Source organism: Pseudomonas sp. FP2309, from assembly GCF_030687575.1.
In the GTDB taxonomy this organism is placed as follows: domain Bacteria; phylum Pseudomonadota; class Gammaproteobacteria; order Pseudomonadales; family Pseudomonadaceae; genus Aquipseudomonas.
In genome coordinates, this window is the sequence record NZ_CP117439.1 from 17,682 (window position 1) to 40,634 (window position 22,953).

At 62.3% G+C, this 22,953-nt stretch carries 24 protein-coding genes; 13 read left to right on the forward strand and 11 right to left on the reverse strand.

Going from position 1 to position 22,953, the window contains the following annotated elements; all coding sequences use genetic code 11:
• Position 1: 1 nt before the first annotated feature.
• From rsmB to def, 3 genes are all read right to left on the reverse strand, one after another.
• Positions 2-1,312 carry a 16S rRNA (cytosine(967)-C(5))-methyltransferase RsmB gene (rsmB, locus tag PSH59_RS00075; protein WP_305394010.1) on the reverse strand — a complete coding sequence of 437 codons (1,311 nt, stop codon included), beginning with the start codon at positions 1,310-1,312 and terminating at the stop codon, positions 2-4.
• Positions 1,309-2,262: a methionyl-tRNA formyltransferase gene (fmt, locus tag PSH59_RS00080; protein WP_248083232.1), complete on the reverse strand. Its 954-nt coding sequence runs from the start codon at positions 2,260-2,262 to the stop codon at positions 1,309-1,311. The genes rsmB and fmt overlap by 4 nt, the downstream gene beginning before the upstream one ends.
• A gap of 69 nt (positions 2,263-2,331) precedes the next feature.
• On the reverse strand, positions 2,332-2,838 hold the full coding sequence (gene def, locus PSH59_RS00085; protein ID WP_003187273.1) for a peptide deformylase: 507 nt from the start codon (positions 2,836-2,838) through the stop codon (positions 2,332-2,334).
• A gap of 135 nt (positions 2,839-2,973) precedes the next feature.
• Between def and PSH59_RS00090 the strand changes: the two genes are divergently transcribed.
• The 3 genes from PSH59_RS00090 to PSH59_RS00100 all read left to right on the forward strand — a co-directional run bounded on the left by PSH59_RS00090 (position 2,974) and on the right by PSH59_RS00100 (position 5,552).
• On the forward strand, positions 2,974-3,750 hold the full coding sequence (locus tag PSH59_RS00090; RefSeq protein WP_305394011.1) for a peptidoglycan-binding protein: 777 nt from the start codon (positions 2,974-2,976) through the stop codon (positions 3,748-3,750).
• A gap of 64 nt (positions 3,751-3,814) precedes the next feature.
• Positions 3,815-4,918, forward strand: a complete 1,104-nt coding sequence (gene dprA, locus PSH59_RS00095; protein WP_305394012.1) for a DNA-processing protein DprA — start codon at positions 3,815-3,817, stop codon at positions 4,916-4,918.
• Positions 4,919-4,994: 76 nt separating this feature from the next.
• Complete coding sequence (locus tag PSH59_RS00100; protein ID WP_248083236.1) at positions 4,995-5,552, forward strand: L-threonylcarbamoyladenylate synthase; 558 nt, start codon at positions 4,995-4,997, stop codon at positions 5,550-5,552.
• A gap of 127 nt (positions 5,553-5,679) precedes the next feature.
• Here PSH59_RS00100 and PSH59_RS00105 read toward each other — a convergent pair whose 3' ends face one another.
• Entirely contained in the window at positions 5,680-6,657 is a 978-nt protein-coding gene (locus PSH59_RS00105) for an NADPH:quinone reductase (RefSeq protein WP_248083238.1), read from the reverse strand.
• A gap of 160 nt (positions 6,658-6,817) precedes the next feature.
• Between PSH59_RS00105 and hemF the strand changes: the two genes are divergently transcribed.
• Both hemF and aroE read left to right on the forward strand, forming a co-directional pair.
• Positions 6,818-7,750: an oxygen-dependent coproporphyrinogen oxidase gene (hemF, locus tag PSH59_RS00110; protein ID WP_305394013.1), complete on the forward strand. Its 933-nt coding sequence runs from the start codon at positions 6,818-6,820 to the stop codon at positions 7,748-7,750.
• A complete protein-coding gene (gene aroE, locus PSH59_RS00115) occupies positions 7,750-8,574 on the forward strand; it encodes a shikimate dehydrogenase (RefSeq protein ID WP_248083243.1) in 825 nt (274 codons plus the stop codon). The genes hemF and aroE overlap by 1 nt, the downstream gene beginning before the upstream one ends.
• A 21-nt stretch (positions 8,575-8,595) precedes the next feature.
• Here the strand turns inward: aroE and PSH59_RS00120 are convergent, their stop codons facing one another.
• From PSH59_RS00120 to betC, 3 genes are all read right to left on the reverse strand, one after another.
• Positions 8,596-10,164, reverse strand: a complete 1,569-nt coding sequence (locus tag PSH59_RS00120; RefSeq protein WP_248083245.1) for a SulP family inorganic anion transporter — start codon at positions 10,162-10,164, stop codon at positions 8,596-8,598.
• A 120-nt stretch (positions 10,165-10,284) separates the two neighbouring features.
• On the reverse strand, positions 10,285-11,199 hold the full coding sequence (gene choX, locus PSH59_RS00125; protein WP_248083247.1) for a choline ABC transporter substrate-binding protein: 915 nt from the start codon (positions 11,197-11,199) through the stop codon (positions 10,285-10,287).
• Positions 11,200-11,215: 16 nt separating this feature from the next.
• Entirely contained in the window at positions 11,216-12,730 is a 1,515-nt protein-coding gene (gene betC / locus PSH59_RS00130) for a choline-sulfatase (RefSeq protein ID WP_248083248.1), read from the reverse strand.
• 103 nt (positions 12,731-12,833) lie between these two features.
• On the opposite strand from betC, the gene PSH59_RS00135 reads away from it, so the two are divergent.
• The 6 genes from PSH59_RS00135 to PSH59_RS00160 all read left to right on the forward strand — a co-directional run bounded on the left by PSH59_RS00135 (position 12,834) and on the right by PSH59_RS00160 (position 18,514).
• Positions 12,834-13,784, forward strand: a complete 951-nt coding sequence (locus PSH59_RS00135) for a LysR family transcriptional regulator (protein ID WP_305394014.1) — start codon at positions 12,834-12,836, stop codon at positions 13,782-13,784.
• Between the two features lie 31 nt (positions 13,785-13,815).
• Complete coding sequence (locus PSH59_RS00140) at positions 13,816-14,142, forward strand: DOPA 4,5-dioxygenase family protein (protein WP_248083258.1); 327 nt, start codon at positions 13,816-13,818, stop codon at positions 14,140-14,142.
• A gap of 166 nt (positions 14,143-14,308) precedes the next feature.
• Entirely contained in the window at positions 14,309-15,277 is a 969-nt protein-coding gene (locus PSH59_RS00145; RefSeq protein ID WP_305394015.1) for a 2-dehydro-3-deoxygalactonokinase, read from the forward strand.
• 1 nt (position 15,278) lies between these two features.
• On the forward strand, positions 15,279-15,899 hold the full coding sequence (locus PSH59_RS00150) for a 2-dehydro-3-deoxy-6-phosphogalactonate aldolase (protein WP_248083262.1): 621 nt from the start codon (positions 15,279-15,281) through the stop codon (positions 15,897-15,899).
• Between the two features lie 48 nt (positions 15,900-15,947).
• Entirely contained in the window at positions 15,948-17,096 is a 1,149-nt protein-coding gene (gene dgoD, locus PSH59_RS00155; protein WP_305394016.1) for a galactonate dehydratase, read from the forward strand.
• 107 nt (positions 17,097-17,203) lie between these two features.
• Complete coding sequence (locus PSH59_RS00160) at positions 17,204-18,514, forward strand: MFS transporter (protein WP_305394017.1); 1,311 nt, start codon at positions 17,204-17,206, stop codon at positions 18,512-18,514.
• Between the two features lie 63 nt (positions 18,515-18,577).
• Here PSH59_RS00160 and PSH59_RS00165 read toward each other — a convergent pair whose 3' ends face one another.
• The 3 genes from PSH59_RS00165 to trpB all read right to left on the reverse strand — a co-directional run bounded on the left by PSH59_RS00165 (position 18,578) and on the right by trpB (position 21,190).
• Positions 18,578-19,018: an anti-virulence regulator CigR family protein gene (locus tag PSH59_RS00165; RefSeq protein WP_248083273.1), complete on the reverse strand. Its 441-nt coding sequence runs from the start codon at positions 19,016-19,018 to the stop codon at positions 18,578-18,580.
• A gap of 136 nt (positions 19,019-19,154) precedes the next feature.
• On the reverse strand, positions 19,155-19,964 hold the full coding sequence (gene trpA / locus PSH59_RS00170) for a tryptophan synthase subunit alpha (protein WP_305394018.1): 810 nt from the start codon (positions 19,962-19,964) through the stop codon (positions 19,155-19,157).
• A complete protein-coding gene (gene trpB / locus PSH59_RS00175; protein ID WP_248083287.1) occupies positions 19,964-21,190 on the reverse strand; it encodes a tryptophan synthase subunit beta in 1,227 nt (408 codons plus the stop codon). The genes trpA and trpB overlap by 1 nt, the downstream gene beginning before the upstream one ends.
• Positions 21,191-21,298: 108 nt before the next feature.
• Between trpB and PSH59_RS00180 the strand changes: the two genes are divergently transcribed.
• Positions 21,299-22,195, forward strand: a complete 897-nt coding sequence (locus PSH59_RS00180; RefSeq protein ID WP_248083288.1) for a LysR family transcriptional regulator — start codon at positions 21,299-21,301, stop codon at positions 22,193-22,195.
• Here the strand turns inward: PSH59_RS00180 and PSH59_RS00185 are convergent.
• On the reverse strand, positions 22,192-22,518 hold the full coding sequence (locus PSH59_RS00185; protein ID WP_003170746.1) for a YqjD family protein: 327 nt from the start codon (positions 22,516-22,518) through the stop codon (positions 22,192-22,194). The genes PSH59_RS00180 and PSH59_RS00185 overlap by 4 nt on opposite strands.
• Positions 22,519-22,674: 156 nt before the next feature.
• Here PSH59_RS00185 and PSH59_RS00190 point away from each other — a divergent pair, with 156 nt between their 5' ends.
• Positions 22,675-22,890 carry a dodecin gene (locus PSH59_RS00190; RefSeq protein ID WP_005783406.1) on the forward strand — a complete coding sequence of 72 codons (216 nt, stop codon included), beginning with the start codon at positions 22,675-22,677 and terminating at the stop codon, positions 22,888-22,890.
• The last annotated feature ends 63 nt before the right edge of the window (positions 22,891-22,953 follow it).

Below are 22,953 nucleotides of genomic sequence, written 5' to 3' on the forward strand. Positions count from 1 at the left end.
TTCAGCCGCGTGCGGCGGCGATCTTGATCAGTTTGGCGTAGTAAAAGCCATCATGCCCGCCTTCCTGCGCCAGCAATTGGCGGCCGTGTGGCTGTTTGATGCCGGCGGCCGTGGCGAGATCCAGTTCTCGCGCACCGCTGGTGCGGGAGAGGAAGGCTTCGATTACCTCGGTATTTTCGGTAGGCAGCGTGGAGCATGTGGCGTAGAGCAGGATGCCGCCGACTTCCAGGGTCGGCCACATTGCGTCCAGCAACTCGCCTTGGAGCACCGCCAGTGCGGCGATGTCGTCGGGTTGGCGGGTCAGCTTGATGTCCGGGTGGCGGCGGATCACGCCGGTGGCCGAGCATGGTGCGTCGAGCAGGATGCGCTGGAACGGTTTGCCGTCCCACCACGTGGCGGTGTCGCGGCCGTCGGCGGCGATCAGGTCGGCGCTCAGGCCCAGGCGCGCGAGGTTTTCCCGCACGCGCACCAGGCGCTTGGCCTCCAGATCGACAGCGACTACGCCAGCCAGGTCTTTTTCGACTTCCAGGATGTGACATGTCTTACCGCCCGGGGCGCAGCAGGCGTCCAGGACACGCTGGCCTGGTGCCAGATCGAGCAACTCGGCGGCCAGTTGCGCGGCTTCGTCCTGCACGCTGATCCAACCGTCGGCGAAGCCCGGCAGGCTGCGCACGTCGGTGGCGACTTCGAGCACGATGCCGTCGCCGCTGTACACGCAAGGCGTGGCGTTGATGCCGGCGGCTGTCAGCAAGTGCAGATACGCATCACGGCTGTGATGGCGGCGGTTGACCCGCAGAATCATCGGCGGGTGGGCATTGTTGGCTGCGCAAATGGCTTCCCATTGCTCGGGCCAGAAGGCCTTGAGGGATTTTTGCAGCCAGCGCGGGTGTGCGGTACGCACCACCGGGTCATGTTCCAGCTCGGCCAACAGCGCTTCGCTTTCACGCTGGGCGCGGCGCAGTACAGCGTTGAGCAGCGCCTTGGCCCAGGGTTTTTTCAGCTTGTCGGCACACCCGACGGTTTCGCCAATGGCCGCGTGGGCGGGCACGCGGGTGTAGAGCAACTGATAAAGGCCGACCAATAACAGCGCTTCGACGTCTGCGTCCGCGGCCTTGAACGGTTTTTGCAGCAGTTTGGTCGCCAACGCCGACAACCGAGGTTGCCAACGGGCGGTACCGAACGCCAGGTCCTGAGTGAAACCACGGTCGCGGTCTTCGACCTTATCCAGCTGCGTGGGCAGCGAACTGTTCAGCGATGCCTTGCCGTTGAGTACGGCGACGAGGGCCTTGGCGGCGGCCAGACGTGGGTTCATTGAGCGGCCATCCCGAGTACAGTGCCCAGGGCAAATTTCTCACGGCGGCTGTTGAACAAATCGCTGAAGTTCAGCGCTTTGCCGCCGGGCAATTGCAGACGGGTCAGGCACAGCGCCTGTTCACCGCAGGCCACCAACAGGCCGTCTTTGCTGGCGCCGATGATTTCACCGGGTGCGCCTTTGCCGTCGGCCAAAGTCGCGGCCAGTACCTTCAAGGCTTCGCCGTTGAGGGTGCTGTGGCAGACCGGCCAAGGGTTGAAGGCTCGCACCAGGCGCTCCAGCTCTACGGCCGGACGGCTCCAGTCGATGCGCGCTTCGTCTTTATTCAGTTTGTGGGCGTAGGTGGCCAGGCTGTCGTCCTGCACTTCGCCCTCCAGGGTGCCGGCAGCGAGACCGGCGATGGCCTGGATCACGGCAGGTGGGCCCATTTCGGCGAGGCGGTCGTGCAGGCTGCCGCCGGTGTCTTCGGCGGTGATCGGGGTGATGACTTTGAGCAGCATCGGGCCGGTGTCCAGACCCGCCTCCATGCGCATTACGGTCACACCGCTCTGGCTGTCGCCCGCTTCCACGGCGCGCTGGATCGGCGCCGCACCGCGCCAGCGTGGCAACAACGAGGCGTGGCTGTTGATGCAACCCAGGCGTGGGATGTCCAGCACCGCTTGCGGCAGGATCAAGCCGTAGGCCACCACCACCAGCAGGTCTGGCTTGAGCGCGTTCAGTTCGGCCTGGGCCTCGGCGTTGCGCAGGGTCGGTGGCTGCAACACGGGAATGGTGTGCTCCAGGGCCAGTTGCTTGACCGGGCTGGGCATCAGTTTTTGCCCGCGACCGGCCGGGCGATCCGGCTGGGTGTACACCGCGACGACGTCATAAGGGCTGGCGAGCAGGGCCTTGAGGTGTTCGGCCGCGAATTCAGGAGTGCCGGCAAAAACAATGCGCAATGGCTCGGTCATGGGAGTTCTCGGTTAAAAGCAGTCACAAAAGAAAAAGGCTTGCCGTAGCAAGCCTTTGGAAGAAGGGCATCAAGCTTGCTGGCGATGCTTTTTTTCCAGCTTCTTCTTGATCCGGTCGCGCTTGAGCGTGGACAGGTAATCGACAAACAGTTTGCCGTTGAGGTGATCGCATTCGTGCTGGATGCACACCGCCAGCAGGCCTTCGGCAATCAGCTCGAACGGCTTGCCATCGCGGTCCAGCGCCTTGATCTTCACGCGCAGCGGGCGCTCGACGTTTTCGTAGAACTCCGGCACCGACAGGCAGCCTTCCTGGTACTCGCCCATCTCTTCGGTCAGCGGTTCGAACTCGGGGTTGATGTACACCCGGGGTTCGCTGCGATCTTCAGACAGGTCCATGACCACGACACGCAGGTGCACGTTGACCTGTGTCGCGGCCAGGCCGATGCCCGGGGCTTCATACATTGTTTCAAACATGTCATCGACCAACTGACGAACCTTGTCGTCCACTACGGCCACCGGTTTGGCGATCGTGCGCAGGCGCGAGTCGGGGAATTCGAGGATGTTCAAAATAGCCATAAGCGTAATTGCTGCACATGTGAGGTAGAGGCAAATCGGCGGTGGGATGGACCCACACGGCCGGTGTGAAACGTCCTAAAGCCGCGAAGGCCGTGGCATTTCACGCGAACGCACATAATAAAGGAGATTCACCCCATGAGGAAATCGCTACTCGTCTTGCTGCTGTGGGCCCCGTTCGCCATGGCCCTGCTGCCGCCGCCCGTACAGCGCGTGGATCAACCCACTCAACAGGCCATCCAGCGCTTCCTGCTGCATAACCGCATTCTCGATTCGCCCCAGGACCTGGACACCGCACCCTACATTGTTGCCGCAAGTACCGGTCGCGTACTGGGCGCCAATGGCGAGCGCGTTTACGCAAGGGGCAATCTGGACCCGACTCAGCCCAGCTATGGGATTTTTCGTCGCGGCAGGCTCTACACCGACCCCCACAGCGGCGAGCTGCTGGGGCTCAACGCCGACGAGATCGGCACCGCGCGCTTTGTCACCGCCGGCGATCTCAGCACGCTGGCGGTGCAGCGCGTGACCCAGGAGGTGCGCCCCGGCGACCGCTTGCTCAGTGCCGCCGCTCCCCATGGGGTGGCCACTGTGCAACCTGCGCAGTCTGTGCCGTTTATCCAGGGGCACATTATCGATATCCCCAAGGGCATCACACAGATCGGCGTACTCGACGCCATCACCCTGAACAAAGGTCGCCGCGACGGGTTGGCCGAAGGCCAGTTGCTCAGTGTGATCAAAACCGGCGCCTGCGTGCGCGACACCCTTACCGGCGCCCTTGTGCAGCTTCCCGACGAGCGCGCGGGCACCCTGCTGGTGTTTCGCACCTTTGAAAAGCTCAGTTACGCCCTCGTACTCAGCGCGTCGCATCCGCTGGCGGTAATGGACCGTTTTGAGACTGCCCTTCAAACGCAATAAATAGCCGGCTAAATAAGTTACCAACAGAGTTATCCACAGCTTGTTCCGATCAAGGATGATCCCGATGTATCCGACAAACCGCCATGAAATATCCCCGTCAGAACTGGAAGCACGGCTACGCTTGCACAGGCTGCCGGAAGTAGGCACGAAGCGCTTTCGCGTGTTGATCGAAGCGTTCGGCAGCGCATCAAAAGCCATCAGCGCCCCGGCCAGTGCCTGGCGCTCCCTGGGCTTACCGGCCATCAGTGCCGATGCCCGACGCAGCGCTGAAATACGCGACGGAGCCAGCGACGCATTAGCCTGGCTGGCGCGTCCGGCCCAGCATTTGTTGATGTGGGACCAGCCTGAGTACCCGGCACTGCTGGCGCAGATCGACGATGCACCGCCGCTGTTATTCGTCGCCGGCGACCCCGCCATCCTCGAAAAACCGCAACTGGCGGTGGTCGGCAGCCGGCGCGCCTCGCGCCCCGGCATGGACACCGCCGCCGCGTTTTCCCGCAGCCTGGCGAGTGCCGGTTTTGTCATCACCAGTGGCTTGGCCCTGGGTATTGACGGCGCTGCGCACCAAGCGGCATTGGATGTGGGTGGACATACAATCGGCGTGCTCGGCACCGGGCTTGAAAATTTTTATCCACAGCGCCATCGGCGGCTCGCAGCGGCGATGATTGCCCAAGGCAGCGCGGTGGTTTCCGAGTTCCCGCTGGACGCCGTGCCCCAAGCGGGCAATTTCCCCCGACGCAATCGCATTATCAGCGGCCTGTCGCTGGGCGTGCTGGTGGTGGAGGCCAGTATCGCCAGCGGTTCGTTGATCACCGCAAAACTCGCCGCCGAGCAAGGGCGTGAGGTGTATGCGATCCCAGGTTCCATTCATCATCCCGGCGCCAAAGGCTGTCACCAGTTGATTCGTGAAGGCGCGACCCTGGTGCAAACCATCGAGGACATTCTTGAGGGACTGCGCGGTTGGCAGGCATTGTCGCGCCAAACGCCGATGCCGGTGGTGCACCCGCTGGTGACGCTGCTGCATGCGGCGCCCCATACCAGTGAAGCCCTGGCGATTGCCAGCGGGCGACCGTTGTCCCAAGTGTTGGCAACCCTCACGGAGTTGGAGCTTGAGGGCCAGGTGATCTGCGAAAACGGGCGCTGGCTTGCGCGCGGTCCGCTTTCGTAGCAGCCAGGTTTATTGGAACTAGGTTTTGTAACGAAGATCGGTAAACTGCCCAGAGCTTTAGTCTGGAGAGTAAACAATGGTCAACAGGTGGCGTGTGCTGGAAGCCGCACGAGAAATTCGCGCAGGCGCGGTGATTGCCTATCCAACCGAGGCAGTGTGGGGCCTGGGCTGCGACCCTTGGAACGAAGAAGCGGTGGACCGGCTGCTGGCGATCAAGAACCGCTCGGTGGACAAGGGGCTGATCCTGGTGGCCGACAATATTCGTCAGTTCGACTTTCTGTTCGAGGACTTCCCGGATACCTGGATCGAACGCATGGCGAGCACCTGGCCGGGGCCGAATACCTGGCTGGTGCCTCACCAGGATTTGCTGCCGGAATGGGTGACCGGCGTGCATGACACGGTGGCGCTGCGGGTCAGCGATCACCCGTTGGTACGGGATTTGTGTTCACTGGTGGGGCCGTTGATTTCCACCTCGGCCAACCCTCAGGGCCGTCCGGCTGCGCGCACGCGGATTCGCGTAGAGCAGTATTTCCGTGGCCAAGTGGACTTGGTCCTGGGCGGCGCCTTGGGTGGACGCAAGAACCCAAGCCTGATCCGCGATCTGGTGACAGGTGATGTGGTGCGTCCGTCCTGAGACCGAGGCGTGCCCTTCGCCAGCAAGCCCGCACATTTTGATCGAGTGGTCACACCAGGGGCACCGATCAAAAAATGTGCGGGCTTGCTTGCGACAAGGGCCTCACAGCCCCTATAAGTCCATCGCCTTACGGCAGCAAAATCGTCGACCCGGTGGTGCGTCGCCCCGACAACTCGGTCTGCGCCTTCGCCGCATCCGCCAGCGCATACCGTTGGTTGATATCAATGCGCACCTTGCCGCTTTTGATCATCGAAAACAGATCATCCGCCATCGCCTGCAAGTTCGCCGCATTGTTGGCGTAGGTCGCCAGGGTCGGCCGGGTCACGTACAGCGAACCCTTCGCCGACAGAATCCCCAGGTTCACGCCGTCCACTGCGCCCGACGCATTCCCGAAACTCACCACCAGCCCACGGGGCGCGGTGCTGTCCAGCGACGTGAGCCACGTGTCCTTGCCGACGCCGTCATACACGACCGGGCACTTTTTACCGTCGGTCAGTTCCAGTACGCGCTGCGCGACGTTTTCCTTGCTGTAGTCGATGGTTTCCCACGCACCGAGGGCTTTGGCTATGGCGGCTTTTTCCGGCGAACTCACGGTGCCGATCAACTTCACGCCCAACGCCTTGGCCCACTGGCAGGCCAGGGAGCCGACGCCACCGGCTGCCGCGTGGAACAGGATGGTTTCGCCCCCCTTCAACTCATAGGTCTGGCGCAGCAGGTACTGCACGGTCAGGCCCTTGAGCATGGCGCCGGCTGCTTGTTCGAAGCTGATCTCATCGGGCAGGTGCACCAGATTGGCGGCGGGCAGTACGTGCAGTTCGCTGTACGCGCCCAGCGGGCCGCTGCCGTAGGCCACGCGGTCGCCGACTTTGAATTGGCTGACGTCACTGCCGACGGCATCCACCACCCCGGCGCCTTCCGCGCCCAGCCCGGATGGCAAGGCGGGCGGTGCGTACAGGCCGCTGCGGAAATAGGTGTCGATAAAGTTCAGGCCGATGGCCTCGTTACGCACTCGAACCTGCTGCGGGCCCGGCTCCGCCGGCGTGTAGTCCACGTAGTCAAGAACGTCGGGGCCACCATGGACACTGAACTGGATACGTTTGGCCATCTGCACTTCTCCTGGGTTCGAATTCGCGTAGCCCCCTATCGGACTCCTAAGCTTGATCCTCGTCAACTGCGGTGAACCTGAGTGCAGTGGTATCCTGTGCGCCCATTTGCCGCCGAGGCCCCATGGCCTTGCGCAGCGCTGCCCGATTCAAGGTGATGTCATGACTACCCGCACCGAGGCTGTCAAAGCCTACCTGCTCGACCTGCAAGACCGCATTTGCAGCGCTCTGGAAACCTTCGAGACGGACACTCGCTTTATCGAAGATGCCTGGACCCGGCCTGCCGGCGGCGGCGGTCGCACCCGTGTGATCGCAAACGGTGCGGTGATCGAAAAAGGCGGCGTTAACTTTTCCCACGTGTTCGGCAGCGGCCTGCCGCCGTCCGCCAGTGCGCATCGCCCGGAGCTGGCCGGCCGGGGGTTTGAAGCCCTCGGCGTGTCCCTGGTGATTCATCCGCATAACCCCCATGTACCGACGTCCCACGCCAACGTACGATTTTTCATCGCCGAAAAAGAAGGCGAAGAGTCTGTATGGTGGTTCGGTGGCGGCTTTGACCTCACGCCCTACTACGGCAATGAAGAAGACTGCATCCACTGGCACCGCGTGGCCGAGCAGGCCTGTGCGCCCTTCGGCCCTGACGTCTACTCGCGCTACAAGGCCTGGTGCGACACCTACTTCCACATCAAGCACCGTAACGAGCCGCGCGGTATCGGCGGTCTGTTCTTCGATGACTTGAACGAGTGGGACTTCGACACCTGTTTCGCCTTCATCCGCGCCATCGGCGACGCCTATATCGACGCGTATCTGCCGATCGTGCAGCGCCGCAAGGCCATGGCGTACACCGAGCAGCAGCGCGAATTCCAGGAATTCCGCCGAGGCCGCTACGTCGAGTTCAACCTGGTCTACGACCGCGGCACCCTGTTCGGCCTGCAGTCGGGCGGGCGTACCGAGTCGATTCTGATGTCGCTGCCACCCCAAGTGCGCTGGAGCTACGACTGGAAAGCCGAAGCCGGCACCGACGAAGCGCGCCTGACCGATTACTTCCTGCAAGACCGTGACTGGCTTGGCGTAGCTGCGCCAGAGGCGGCGGTCTGATGGATCATTACGTCGTCTTCGGCAACCCTATCGGCCACAGCAAGTCGCCATTGATCCACCGCTTGTTCGCCGAGCAGACCGGTGAACAGTTGGACTACAGCACCTTACTCGCGCCGCTGGAGGGCTTTACCGACTGTGCCCGCGAGTTCTTTCAGCACGGCCGTGGCGCCAACGTCACCGTACCCTTCAAGGAAGACGCCTACCGCCTGGCCGACAGCCTCACCGAGCGCGCCCAGCGCGCTGGCGCGGTGAACACCCTGAGCAAGCTGGGCGATGGCACGTTGCTCGGTGATAACACCGATGGTGCTGGCCTGGTGCGGGACCTGACGGTGAACGCCGGGTTGAACCTGCAAGGCAAACGCATTCTGCTGCTGGGCGCCGGTGGCGCGGTGCGCGGGGTACTGGAGCCGTTGCTGGCGGAGCGACCAGCTTCGTTGATTATCGCCAATCGCACGGTAGAAAAAGCCGAAATGCTCGCCGAGCTGTTCGACGATCTGGGCCCTGTGTCTGCCAGTGGTTTCGACTGGCTGCGTGAGCCGGTGGACGTGATCATCAATGCTACGTCCGCCAGCCTGTCAGGCGACGTACCGCCGATCGCCGGCAGCTTGATCGAACCGGGCAAGACGTTTTGCTACGACATGATGTATGCCAAGGCGCCGACGGCGTTCTGCCGCTGGGCGACTGAACAGGGCGCCGCCGTGGCGATGGACGGGCTGGGCATGCTGGTTGAGCAGGCGGCCGAAGCGTTCTTCCTGTGGCGCGGCGTGCGTCCGGATTCGGCGCCGGTGTTGGCTGAACTGCGTCGACAGTTGGCGTCTGCGTAAATCCCGCCGCGTCAGCGCTGTTCAGTCTTCAAAGTGGATGGGGCATTTTTCGGCCCCCTCCAGCTTCCTCAATTCCTCAACCACCTGCGGCCTGGCTCGGCGCAACGTCAGGCTACGCCCCAGCCCTCTTAACCGCCGCGCCTCCTGATGCAGCATCTCCACCCCGGAATAGTCGATAAAATTGATCTGCTGCGCCTCGATCACTACCCGCTGGCCCTGCAAGCTTTGCAGGCGCACTTGCAGGTAATGGCTGGCGCCGAAAAAGATCGAGCCACCCACGCGCAATACATCGTCCTCACCGTCGCGCCATTGCTGCACGCGAGGTTGTGAGGTGCGCTTGAGGTAGAAAAACAGCGAGGCCAGCACGCCCGCGTAGATCGCGGTTTGCAACTCCAGCAGCAACGTCGCGACGCAGGTCAGGCTCATCACCACGAACTCCGCACGGCTGACCCTGAACAAGGCACGCACGCCGCGATGATCCACCAGGCCCCAGCAAATCAGCAGAATGCTCGCGGCCATGCTCGGGATTGGAATATGCGCGATCAGCGCCGCGCCGAACAACGCAAACAGTGCTACCCAGAGCGCGGAGAACACCCCGGCCAATGGCGAACAGGCGCCGGCCTCGTAGCTCAGGCCTGAGCGGGTGAAGGAGCCGGCCGACAAGTAACCGGAAAAAAATCCACCGACGATGTTGGACAAGCCCTGCGCACGCACTTCCTGATTCGCATCGAGCAGTTGTTGCGAACGCGCCGAAAGTGAGCGGGCAATCGACAGGCTGGTCACCAACCCCAGCATGCCCAAGGCCACGGCGCTCGGCAGCAGACGCAGGATCATGTCCGGGTCCAGCGGTAAGGGGCTGAACGGCGGCAGTTTGCCGATAAACGCGCTGACCAACGCCACGTGCCCGAACATCGCCGGCCACAGCCAAACCGCCAGGCTGCCGCACGCCAGGGCGATCAACAGGGTCGGCCAACGTGGCACCCGATACTTGAGCAATGCGCCCACCAGTAAGGTGCCCAGGCCCAGCGTCAGCGAGGCGTGGTCCCACTCGCCGCCATGCTCGATCAATGCCATCAGGCTATTGATCGCCGTGGCCTGGCTCGGCAGGTCCAGCCCCAGCAGGTTCGGCAACTGCCCCAGGGCGATCACCACGGCGGCGCCCAGGGTGAAACCGAGCACCACCGAATGGGAGATGAAATTCACCAGCGCACCAAAGCGCAGCATGCCCAGCAGCCACTGGAACACCCCGGCGAGGAATGTCAGCAACAGGATCAGGGTGATGTAGTCCTTCGAGCCCGGCACGGCCAACGGACTGATGCTGGCGTAGAGCACAATGGAAATCGCCGCTGTTGGCCCACAGATCAGGTGCCACGACGAGCCCCACAGGCAGGCGATCAACACCGGGATGATCGCGGCGTACAGGCCGTATTCCGGTGGGAGCCCGGCGATCAGCGCGTAGGCAATCGACTGCGGCAAGGCGAGCACGGCGCCGCTGAGACCGACCATCGCGTCCCGCCCGACGCTGGCGCGGGTCTGGCGCGGTAGCCAACTGAGGAAAGGAAAGAGGGTGTGGCGGTTGGGCCGGGGCATCGCAGACTCGGATAAAAAGGCGTGTTGGGGGCAGGTTATCAGGTTGTGGCGAGCTTGCTTGCGCAGGCTGGCGCGAGCAAGCCCGCTCGCCACAGTAGGGTGATCTTGCAGGCGCGCGTTTTAGAGTTGGGCTTTGACCGCCGGCAACGCCTCTTTGCCATCCACGGTTTTCACGCCGTCGAGCCACTTATCCAGCACCGCCGGGTTGGCCTTGATCCACGCCTTTGCCGCATCGGCGTTGCTGACCTTTTTGTTGGCCACTTCGGCCATGATGCTGTTCTCCATCTCCTGGGTAAAACTCAGGTTGGTCAGCAGTTTTCCTACGTTCGGGCAGGCCTGTGCATAACCCTTGCGAGTCAGGGTGTAGACGCTGCCGGTGTCGCCGAAGTACTTCTCGCCACCTTTGAGGTAGTGCATCTTCAACTGCACGTTCATCGGGTGCGGCGTCCAGCCGAGGAAGGTGACGAAGCGTTGTTTCTTCACCGCCCGCGAGACTTCGGCAAGCATTGCCTGTTCGCTGGACTCGATCAGCTTCCACTGGCCGAGGTCGAAGTCGTTTTTCTTGATGATCTCCTGCAACGAAATGTTGGCCGGTGCGCCAGAGCCGATCCCGTAGATCTTCTTGTCGAACTTGTCGGCGAATTTATTCAGATCGGCGAAGTCATGCACACCCGCGTCCCATACATAGTCCGGTACGGCGAGGGTGAACTCGGTGCCGTCGAGGTTTTTCGCCAGTTGCACGACGTCGCCATTGGCCACGAATTTATCGTAGAAGCCCTGCTGCGCCGGCATCCAGTTGCCCATGAATACATCCACCTGGCCGTCCTTGAGCCCGCCAAAGGTGATCGGCACCGCCAGGGTGTCGACTTTGGCTTTGTAGCCCATGCCCGTCAGCAAAAAACCGGTGATGGCGTTGGTCGCGGCAATGTCACTCCAGCCGGGATCGGCCATTTTCACCGTTTCACACTTGGCGTCCGCGTACACATTGGCGCTGCTCAACGCCAGAATGCCCAGCATTACCGTTAACTTTTGCATGGCCTTCCCTCTGTGTTTATTGGTTTTGGCAGGGTTGTGGATAACGTGCCTTGCGCTCCAGGTCGTCGAGGTCGATATGGTTGCGCATGTATTGCTGACTGGCGTCCACCAGCGGCTGGTGATCCCAGCTCTTCAGCTTGCCTTGGGTCAGTGCCTCGAACACCAGGCGACGACGACGCTGGCTTGCGAGCACCTGTTGGTGAATCGCCGGAATGTCCCATTTGGCTCGCGCCTCGTTCAGGAAAGCCTCGAACAGCGCCCGATGCTGCGGCGATGCGCTGAGCTCTTGCTGCTCCCGAGGGTCGTTGCGTACATCGAACAGCAGGCAGGGATCGTCCTCGCTGTAGATAAATTTGTAGGCCCCCCGGCGAATCATCATCAGCGGGCCGACGGTGCCTTCGGCCATGTATTCGCCGAACACTTCGTCGTGGCCGCCCTGCCCTTGCAAGTGTGGCATCAGCGAGCGGCCATCGAGTGGCAGGCGCGGGTCCAACTGGCCGCCGGCCATTTCCACCAGGGTCGGCAGCAGGTCAGCGGTTGACACCGCGCTGGCGACGCGAGCCGCTGCGAACTGCCCCGGTGCACTGACCAGCAATGGCACGCGGGCGGCCATTTCAAACCAGTGCATTTTGTACCAGAGGCCACGCTCGCCGAGCATGTCGCCGTGGTCGCCGGAGAACACGATGATCGTATCGTCGGCCAGGCCGGTGTCCTCCAGGGTTTGCAGCAGCTTGCCGACGTTGCTGTCGATGTAACTGCACGCGCCGAAGTAGGCGCGGCGCGCATCGCGGATCTTATCCACCGGCAGCGGTTTGTCCCACAGGTCGTAGACCTTGAGCAGGCGCTTGGAATGCGGGTCCAGATCCGCTTGCGCAGGCGTTGCAGGCAAGGGAATGTCACTGTCGTCGTACAGGTCCCAGAACGGTTTGGGAATGGTGTATGGGTCGTGGGGATGGGTCATCGACACGGTCAGGCAGAACGGCTGGTCGCCGTCCTCGCGAATATGATCAAACAGGTACTGCTGGGCCTTGAACACCACCTCCTCGTCGAAATCCAGCTGGTTGGTGCGCACGCACGGTCCGGCCTGCAGTACCGATGACATGTTGTGGTACCAGGTGGGGCGTACGTCCGGTTCGTCCCAGTTCACCGCCCAGCCGTAGTCGGCGGGGTAGATGTCGCTGGTCAGGCGCTCTTCATAGCCGTGCAACTGGTCGGGGCCGCAAAAATGCATCTTGCCTGACAGCGCAGTACGGTAGCCGAGGCGTCGCAGGTAGTGGGCATAGGTCGGTACGTCGGCGGGGAAATCCGCCGCGTTGTCGTAGGCGCCGATCTTGCTCGGCAACTGGCCGCTGACCAGGGTAAAGCGCGACGGCGCGCACAGCGGGCTGTTGCAGTAGGCGGCGTCGAACACCACACCCTGTTCGGCAAGGCGGCTCAGGTTTGGCAGCTTGATCGGGGAAGGTCCGTAGAACGGCAGCATCGGCGCAGCCATTTGATCGGCCATGATAAAAAGAATGTTCTTGCGCTTCATGGGTTCTCGGCATTCCATAGGCGATGTTTATGCCAATGAGCATGCAGCCCATGGAAAACGGGGTAAAGCCCATGAAAAGCAATGTCTAGGATAAGTACCGCTTATGTATGAATCCCTCGGTAGTGTGTCCCTCGACCTGCTGCGCGCGTTCGAAGCGGCCGCACGCCATCGCAGCTTCACCGCGGCGGCCATGGAGTTGGGCACCACCCAGCCGGCGATCAGCCAGCAGATCAAGCGACTCGAGGAACAACTGGCTATTCGCCTGTTTGATCGCATCTACCGTGGCATTGAGCTGACCGACGCCGGCGCCCTGTTGTTCGAACACGCGCAAGGGGGATTGCAGGCCATCAACGCCGGCCTCAGCGCCATTACCCAACAAGACCAGCACGAAGTACTGCAAGTGGCCACCGACTTCGCGTTCGCCGCCTACTGGCTGATGCCGCGCCTGCACCGCTTCCACCAGGCCAACCCGCAGGTGGATGTGAGCCTGGTGACCAGCGAGCGCAACCACGCCACGCTGCGCAGTGACATCGACGTGGCTGTACTGTTTGGCGACGGCCGCTTCAAGCAAGGCGATAGCCTGTGGCTGTTCAACGAGGAAGTGTTCCCGGTGTGCAGCCCGCAATGGCTCCAGGCCCAGGCCACGCCGCTGACTGTACAAAATTTGCACGATTTTCCGTTGCTGCACCTGCGCCAGGAAAACAACAGCCAGTGGTTCGACTGGAGCGGCGTGTTTCGCGAATTGGGGATCGCCGTTGCGCCCACGCCCGGTCAATTGCGGTTCGATAACTACACGCTGCTTATCCAGGCCGCGATCGCCGGCCAGGGCGTCGCCATCGGCTGGCGCCACCTGGTGGACAACCTGCTGGAGCAGAACTGGCTGTGCCGGCCGTTCGGCGAAACGGTGATGTCACGGTTCGGTTATTACGTGGTGCAGCCCCAACGCAAACGCCGGGGGCAACTGGTGGACCGATTTGTCGAGTGGCTGCTGGCGGAGCAAGCCAGCAGCGCGCAGTCATTGACCGGGCTGGCCCTGCCGTCGATTGCGGTCTAGCCTTTGGCGCACATTGGATCCGGAGCCCGCCATGCAACGTATCAAGGGCTATCACGCCCATATCTACTTTGACGCCAGCACCCTCGATCAGGCGCGCACCTTGTGCGAGGACGCGGTAAAACTCTTCCCGCTGCAAATGGGGCGCATGCATGAGCGTCCCGTCGGCCCGCACCCGGACTGGAGCTGCCAGCTGGCATTTGCCCCGGAGTACATTGGCGTGGTGCTGCCGTGGCTGGCGCTGCATCGCAACGGTCTGGTGGTGTTCCTGCACCCGGACACCGGCAATGACCTGAAAGACCACACCGATTACGCGATCTGGATGGGGGCCATGCGCACCCTGGACCTGAGCGCTTTTTAACCTACTTCGCCAATCACTACGTCTGAACTGCCCTGAAAGGCCGTAGAGCTTCGTTTGTCATTCTCCCAATATATGGGACTGATATTTATATATTGAGATATGTCGAGGCATAGGTTTATATTCGCCCATCCGCTTTTTTCGGCACCCACTCATTTCAGGTGAAGCGATGCAGGCGCAATTGATCGCGCTCGATTGGGGAACCAGCTCCCTTCGTGCTTACAAACTCGGCCCCGCAGGCGTGGTGCTGGAACAACGCTCGCTGGCCTCGGGCATCATGCATTTGCCCACCGAGCCCCGTGAGATCGCCGGCGTACTGTGCAGCGATGGCTTCGAATTGGCCTTCGATGCGGCCTGCGGTGATTGGCTCGATGCCCAGCCTGGCGTCCCGGTCATCGCCTGCGGCATGGTCGGCAGCGCCCAGGGCTGGAGCGAGGCGGCCTATCGCAATACCCCCGTCGACGTTGCCAGCCTGGGTCAGGCGCTGCATAAAGTGCGCAGCGTGCGCAGCGTGCGCGGCGTGGAGGTGCATATCGTGCCCGGCGTGATCGAGCAGGTCGGTTTGCCCAATGTGATGCGCGGCGAAGAAACCCAAGTGCTCGGCGTGCTGCAAGGGCTGAACGCTGAGGTGTTGATTGGCCTGCCGGGCAGCCACTCAAAATGGGTCGAGGTCGTCGACGGTTGCATCACGCACTTCGATACCTTCATGACCGGTGAGGTGTTCGCGGTGCTGAGCAAGCACAGCATCCTGGGTCGTACCCAACAAAACTCTGCAACGTTCCAGGCCGCGGCGTTTGATCGTGGCGTGCAGGTGGCGTTGTCCCAGGAAGGCGAGCGCGGCGTGCTGTCGACCTTGTTCAGCGCACGTACCCTGGGGCTCACCGCCGAACTCGCGCCGGATGAACAGCCCGATTACCTGTCAGGCCTGATGATCGGCCATGAACTTGCCGGCCTGCCGGCCATTGCCCGCAGTTTCCCCATCATTCTGGTGGGCGCAGCCCCGTTGTGCGCCCGCTACCAACGCGCCCTCGCCCTTTGCGGCTTCGCCCACGTCAGCCTGGCGCAAGAGGCCACCGAGCGCGGCCTCTGGCAACTGGCCGTGGCGGCCGGGCTCATTCAGCCTGTATCGGAGGCCTGACATGCTCAAGAAAGCACTCGCACAAAACGGTTTGATCGCGATCCTGCGTGGCGTGCGCCCGGACGAAGCCCAGGCCGTCGGCCAGGTGTTATACGACGCCGGTTTTCGCGTGATCGAAGTGCCGCTGAATTCGCCGGACCCCTACACCAGCATTCGCACCCTGCGCGACAGCCTGCCCGCCGACTGTCTGATCGGTGCCGGTACGGTGCTGACCCCCGAGCAGGTCGAGCAGGTGAAAGCCGCCGGTGGCCAGGTGATCGTCATGCCCCATAGCGATGCCAAGGTATTGCGTGCCGCCAAAGCGGCAGGCCTGTACCTGTCGCCAGGTGTGGCCACGCCCACTGAAGCCTTCGCCGCACTGGCCGAAGGCGCCGACGTGTTGAAGCTGTTCCCGGCCGAGCAAATGGGTCCGGCAGTGATCAAGGCGTGGCTCGCGGTTTTGCCGGCGGGCACCTTGCTGCTGCCGGTAGGCGGCATCAACCCGGACAATATGCAGGTGTTTACCGACGCCGGCGCCAAGGGTTTCGGGCTGGGTTCCGGGTTGTTCAAACCGGGCATGACGGTGGATCAGGTCGCAAGCCGCGCCACGGCCTATGTCGCCGCCTGGAAAGCCCTGAGCTGATATCAAGTTCCGCGCCCGCAGGCGCCGCATCGATAAGAGAGATAACAGATGAAAATCACCAAACTGACGACCTTTATCGTCCCGCCGCGCTGGTGCTTCCTCAAGGTCGAAACTGACCAGGGCGTGACCGGCTGGGGGGAGCCCGTGGTCGAGGGCCGCGCGCACACCGTGGCTGCGGCCGTCGAAGAACTGTCCGACTACCTGATCGGCAAAGACCCGCGCAATATCGAAGACATCTGGACCGTGCTCTATCGCGGCGGCTTCTACCGTGGCGGCGCCGTGCACATGAGCGCGCTGGCCGGCATCGACCAGGCGCTGTGGGACATCAAGGGCAAGGCGCTTGGCGTGTCCGTCAGTGACCTGCTGGGCGGCCAGGTGCGTGACAAGATCCGCGTGTACTCGTGGATCGGCGGCGACCGCCCCGCCGACACCGCCCGCGCGGCCAAAGAAGCCGTGGCGCGCGGCTTTACCGCTGTAAAAATGAACGGCACCGAAGAATTGCAGTTCGTCGACAGCTTCGAAAAAGTCGACCTCGCCCTGGCCAACGTGGCCGCTGTGCGTGATGCAGTGGGGCCCAATGTGGGCATCGGCGTCGACTTCCATGGCCGTGTGCACAAACCCATGGCCAAGGTGCTGATGAAAGAGCTGGACCCATACAAACTGATGTTCATCGAAGAGCCCGTGCTCAGTGAAAACTACGAAGCGCTCAAGGAACTGGCGCCGCTGACCAGCACGCCCATCGCCCTGGGCGAGCGCCTGTTCTCGCGTTGGGACTTCAAACGGGTGCTCAGCGAAGGCTACGTCGACATCATCCAACCGGATGCGTCCCACGCCGGCGGCATCACCGAAACCCGCAAAATCGCCAACATGGCCGAAGCCTACGACGTCGCGCTGGCCCTGCACTGCCCGCTGGGCCCGATTGCCCTGGCCGCCTGCCTGCAACTGGATGCGGTTTGCTACAACGCGTTTATCCAGGAGCAGAGCCTGGGCATTCACTACAACGAGAGCAACGACCTGCTCGACTACGTGCGCGACCCTGGCGTGTTCGACTATGACCAGGGTTTTGTGAAGATCCCCAACGGGCCGGGGCTGGGTATCGAGCTCAACGAGGAATACGTGATCGAGCGCGCCGCCATCGGCCACCGCTGGCGCAACCCGATCTGGCGCCATGCCGACGGCAGCTTTGCCGAGTGGTGATGTTCACCTGAAGACACTCGGCAAAAAATGTGGGAGCGCGCTCCCACATTGGCCGGTTCTCGTCAGTAAGACCTGTCCTCAACAAACATAAGAAGAGGCAAACCCCCATGCAACCTGAATCCTTCACCGGGCAGGCTTCTCTCGTCGCGCCTACCCGAAAGCGTTTTTTTATCATGGTGCTGCTGTTTATCACCGTGGTGATCAACTACCTCGACCGCAGCAACCTGTCGATTGCCGCGCCCGCGTTGACCAGCGAGTTGGGCATCGATCCGGTGCATGTCGGGCTGATTTTCTCTGCGTTCGGTTGGACCTACGCTGCGATGCAGATCCCCGGCGGCTGGCTGGTGGACCGCGTGCCGCCGCGCATCCTTTACAGCGTGGCGTTGCTGCTGTGGTCCATCGCCACGGTCATGCTGGGTTTTGCCGCCAGCTTCATTGCGCTGTTCGTGCTGCGTATGGCGGTCGGCGCACTTGAGGCGCCGGCCTATCCGATCAACAGCCGCGTGGTCACCACCTGGTTTCCCGAGCGCGAGCGTGCGACGGCGATCGGGTTCTACACCTCGGGGCAGTTCGTTGGGCTGGCGTTTCTCACGCCGGTGCTGGCCTGGCTGCAGCACACTTTCGGCTGGCACATGGTGTTTGTCGTCACCGGCGGCGTGGGCATCGTGTGGGCGGCGATCTGGTATGCGGTGTATCGCGAGCCGAAAGACTTCAAAGGCGCCAATGCCGCCGAGATCGAACTGATCCGCGAAGGCGGTGGGCTGGTCGATATGCAGACCAAAACGGTGAAGGCGCCCTTCAGTTGGGTCGATCTGGGCATCGTATTGAGCCAGCGCAAACTTTGGGGCATCTACCTGGGCCAGTTCTGCCTGAACTCCACCCTGTGGTTCTTCCTGACCTGGTTTCCCACCTACCTGGTGAAATACCGCGGCATGGACTTCATCAAGTCCGGCCTGCTGGCATCGCTGCCGTTCCTCGCGGCGTTTATCGGCGTGCTGTGTTCCGGGATTTTTTCCGACTGGCTGATTCGCCGTGGCGCCTCGGTGGGCTTTGCGCGCAAGTTACCGATCATTGGCGGGCTGTTGATTTCGACCGCGATCATCGGCGCCAACTACGTGGACTCGACCGCGTGGGTGATCGCGTTCCTGGCGGTGGCGTTTTTCGGTAATGGGCTGGCTTCGATTACCTGGTCACTGGTATCGACCCTGGCGCCCGCGCGGTTGCTGGGGCTGACCGGGGGCGTGTTCAACTTCATAGGCAACCTGTCGGCGATTGCCACACCGATCGTGATTGGCTTTTTGGCCAGCGGCGATTCGTTTGCGCCGGCGATCACGTATATCGCGGTGCTGGCGTTGCTGGGCGCGCTGTCCTACGTGCTGCTGGTAGGCAAGGTCGAGCGCATCGAACTGAACGGGTAAAACCGCCCAATGCGAGCTTGCTGCACCCAGTCAACGTGTTGTGGCGAGCAAGCTGAATCAGCGTCAGTTGAGCACGCCCTCCAGAATCTCGTAGACGATGCCGGTGCCCACCGCGATCAGCACCACGTCCGGCCCCGAACGGCGCCATTCGTAACCTGGGTAGACGGGCAGACGCGCCAGGGCGCGGTGGTCCAGGCGTTCGCCGTAGTAGCCGGGCGGCAGCGGTCGGCCACGCATCAGGCGTACATTGGGCGGCGGCGGTGCGCCACGGGCGAACTGGCCGTGGTTGTCGTGGATGATCTGACGCACCGGGCCAAAGTCCTGAGGTGGGCCGCCGCGGCGGTTGTCCGGCGGGCCACGATGGTCGTCGCCACGTTGCTCATGCGGGCCTTGCGGGCCGCCACGGTCATCGCCGCGCGGGTCAGGCGGCGCGGCGTGCACCAGGGCGCTGGCGCCGAGCACCAGCACACCAAGACCTGCAATCAAGGATTTGGGCATTTTCATCGGGTATTCCTCAGGGCGCGCACACAAAAAAGGGATTTCGAACGAGGTTCGAAATCCCTTGGTCTTGCGTGTTAGGCCCTGCTCCGACGGGTTGATTCCTCTGTATCAGGAACTTTACCTACGCCTTACCTGCGGCTTACTTACGTGCGTTGCGAACACCTTCCGCCAACGCCGCGCAATGGCTCAACACGCCGTCGATGGCTTGCTGATCGTTGCTGGCCGTGGCGATGTGATCGATCAGTGCCGACCCCACCACCACGCCGTCTGCCAGGCGCGCGATAGCTGCGGCCTGTTCCGGCGTGCGGATACCAAAACCGATGCTGATCGGCAGGTCGGTATGGCGGCGCAGGCGGGTCACGGCTTCTTCGACGTGCTCCAGGGTCGCGGCACCGGCGCCGGTCACACCGGCGACCGATACGTAATACACAAAGCCGGAGCTGCCGTTGAGCACGGTCGGCAGGCGCACGTCGTCGGTGGTCGGTGTGGTCAGGCGGATAAAGTCGATGCCTGCGGCCTGGGCCGGGTCGCACAGTTCGCTGTTATGCTCGGGCGGCATGTCGACCACGATCAGGCCGTCTACACCGGCTTCTTTGGCGTCGGCAATGAACGCCGGCACGCCGTATTTGTGGATGGGGTTGAAGTAGCCCATCAATACCAGGGGGGTGTCGTTGTTGTCCTTGCGGAACTCGCGAACCATTTGCAGGGTTTTGGCCAGGTTCTGCTTGGCCTCCAGCGCGCGGATGTTGGCCAGTTGGATCGCCGGGCCGTCGGCCATTGGGTCGGTGAAGGGCATGCCCAACTCGATCACGTCGGCGCCGGCCGCCGGCAAGCCCTTGAGGATCGCCAGGGAGGCGTCATAACCCGGATCGCCCGCCGTGACGAAGGTCACCAACGCAGCACGGTTCTGTTCTTTGAGTTGGGCAAAGCGCGTTTGCAGGCGGCTCATCAGTGTTTCTCCTGCTGGGACTGTTCCATGTGGTGCATCACGGTTTGCATGTCTTTGTCGCCACGGCCGGAGAGGTTGACCACCATCAGGTGATCCTTCGGCAGATTCGGTGCGCGTTTGAACACTTCGGCCAAGGCGTGGGCGGTTTCCAGTGCGGGAATAATCCCTTCCAGGCGGCAGCACTTGTGGAATGCGATCAGAGCCTCGTCGTCGGTCACCGAGGTGTATTGGGCGCGGCCGATGTCATGCAACCAGGCGTGTTCCGGGCCGATGCCAGGGTAATCGAGGCCGGCGGAGATCGAGTGGGCATCGATGATCTGGCCATCGTCGTCCTGCAGCAGGAAGGTGCGGTTGCCGTGCAGCACGCCCGGTACGCCGCCGTTGAGGCTGGCGGCGTGTTTGCCGGTGGCAATACCGTAGCCGGCCGCTTCCACGCCGATGATCTCGACGCTGGTGTCATCCAGGAACGGGTGAAACAGGCCCATGGCGTTGGAGCCACCGCCGATGCACGCCACCAGGCTGTCCGGCAGGCGGCCTTCCTGGGCTTGCATCTGGGTGCGGGTTTCCTTGCCGATCACGGCCTGGAAGTCGCGCACCATCGCCGGGTATGGGTGCGGGCCGGCCACGGTGCCGATCAGGTAGAAGGTGTCGTCGACGTTGGTCACCCAGTCACGCAGGGCTTCGTTCATCGCGTCTTTGAGGGTGCCGGTGCCGGCGACCACCGGGATCACTTCGGCGCCCAGCAGCTTCATGCGGAACACGTTGGCCTGTTGGCGCTCAATGTCGGTGGTGCCCATGTAGATCACGCACTGCAGGCCAAAACGCGCGGCGACGGTGGCGGTGGCCACACCATGCATGCCGGCGCCGGTCTCGGCGATGATGCGTTTTTTGCCCATGCGCCGCGCCAGCAGGATCTGGCCGATGCAGTTGTTGATCTTGTGCGCGCCGGTGTGATTCAGCTCTTCGCGCTTGAGGTAGATCTTGGCGCCGCCGCAGTATTCAGTCAGGCGTTCGGCAAAATACAGCGGGCTTGGGCGGCCAACATAGTCGCGCTGGAAGTAGGCCAATTGCTCATTGAACGCCGGATCAATCTTGGCCGCTTCGTATTCGCGCGCCAGTTCAAGGATCAACGGCATCAGGGTTTCAGCGACGTAGCGGCCGCCGAACGCGCCAAACAGGCCGTTGGCGTCTGGGCCGTTGCGTAGATCGGTCTGGGACTGAGTCATGGGACGCTCCAGGAAAAGGTGTGTAAGAAACAATGAGGGCCACTCTACCCCTGACGCAGTCAGCTGAAAACCGATAAGATCGCCGCAACCTGTCAGGAAAACTCACATATGAGCCGAGACCTTCCACCGCTGAACGCCTTGCGTGCATTTGAAGCTGCCGCCCGGCTCAACAGCGTCAGCGGAGCTGCGGAGCAGTTGCATGTGACCCATGGCGCGGTAAGCCGCCAGCTCAAGGTGTTGGAAGAGCACCTTGGCGTGGGTCTGTTCGTGAAAGATGGGCGTGGCCTTAAACTCACAGATGCCGGCATTCGATTGCGCGATGCCAGCGCCGAAGCCTTCGAGCGTTTAAGGGACGTGTGTGCCGAACTCACCCAGCGCAGTGCCGATGCGCCATTCGTGTTGGGGTGTTCAGGCAGTTTGTTGGCACGCTGGTTGATTCCGCGCCTGGGGCGCTTGAACGCCGACCTGCCGGACCTGCGTCTGCATTTGTCGGCCGGTGATGGCGATCTTGATCCGCGTCGTCCGGGTCTGGATGCCCTTTTGGTCTTTGCTGAGCCACCGTGGCCAGCGGACATGCAGGTGTATGAACTGGCCAGCGAGCGTATCGGCCCGGTCATGAGCCCGCGTTTCGCCGGCTACGAGCGCCTGCGCCAAGCGCCCGCTTCGGCCTTGTGTGGCGAAGCGTTGCTGCACACCACCTCGCGACCCCAGGCTTGGCCGAGTTGGGCGCAGCACCATGGGATCAAGCCCGACGCGTTGAAACACGGCCAGGGGTTTGAGCATTTGTATTATTTGCTGGAGGCCGCGGTGGCCGGCTTGGGCGTGGCAATCGCGCCGCAACCGCTGGTTGCAGAGGACGTGCGTGCGGGTCGCCTGGTGGCGCCGTGGGGGTTCAGTGAAACGGCGGCGCACCTGGCGTTGTGGCTACCCAAGCGCGCCGCAGATGGGCGCGCCGGGCAGTTGGCGCAATGGCTCAAGGCTGAGCTGTTGCGCGAGCCGGTTTAGTCACCGCGTTTGCACAGCAGGTAGGCTGCGAGCAGGCCCAGGGCGCCTACAGCCACACCGGCTGTAGTCCATGGGTGCTCTTGCGCGTAGTCCCGGGTTGCAACACCGGTTTCGCGGATTTTGACTTTGCTCTCTTCATAGGCATCGCTGATCAGGTGACGCGAATGCTTGAGGGCATTTTCGGCATTGCTTTTCAGGGCCTTGAGGGTCTTGCGCGACTCATCGGACGCATCGTCCTTGAGGCTCTCAAGCGACTTGAGCAGGCTCGAAATCTCGGCTTCCATGCTTTCCAGCGACGCTTTACGTAAAGAAGTGTTGGCCATGTGGACTCTCCTGAAGTGATTGAGTGGCGTGTGTAGATACCGACTCCTGCGCTTTCAGAAAGTGCAGTAAATCTGAACTTTCGGGTAGGAACGGTCGCCAGAAGCAGTATGAGCTTTGACTGCTAGGCTTTATTGACGACCCTCAGGAGAAACGCTATGTCTGATCATCACACCTACAAGAAAGTCGAATTGGTGGGCTCTTCCACCACCAGCATCGAAGATGCGATCAACAACGCCCTGGCCGAGGCCAACAAAAGCATCAAGCATCTTGAGTGGTTTGAAGTGACCGAAACCCGTGGTCACATCAAGGACGGCAAGGCCGCGCACTTTCAGGTCACCCTCAAAGTGGGGTTCCGAATTGCCAGTAGTTAATCGGCAGAGTTGAACTTTGCTGGCTGGCCGATTGCCATAACCTGCGCTACAAGACAATGTGCC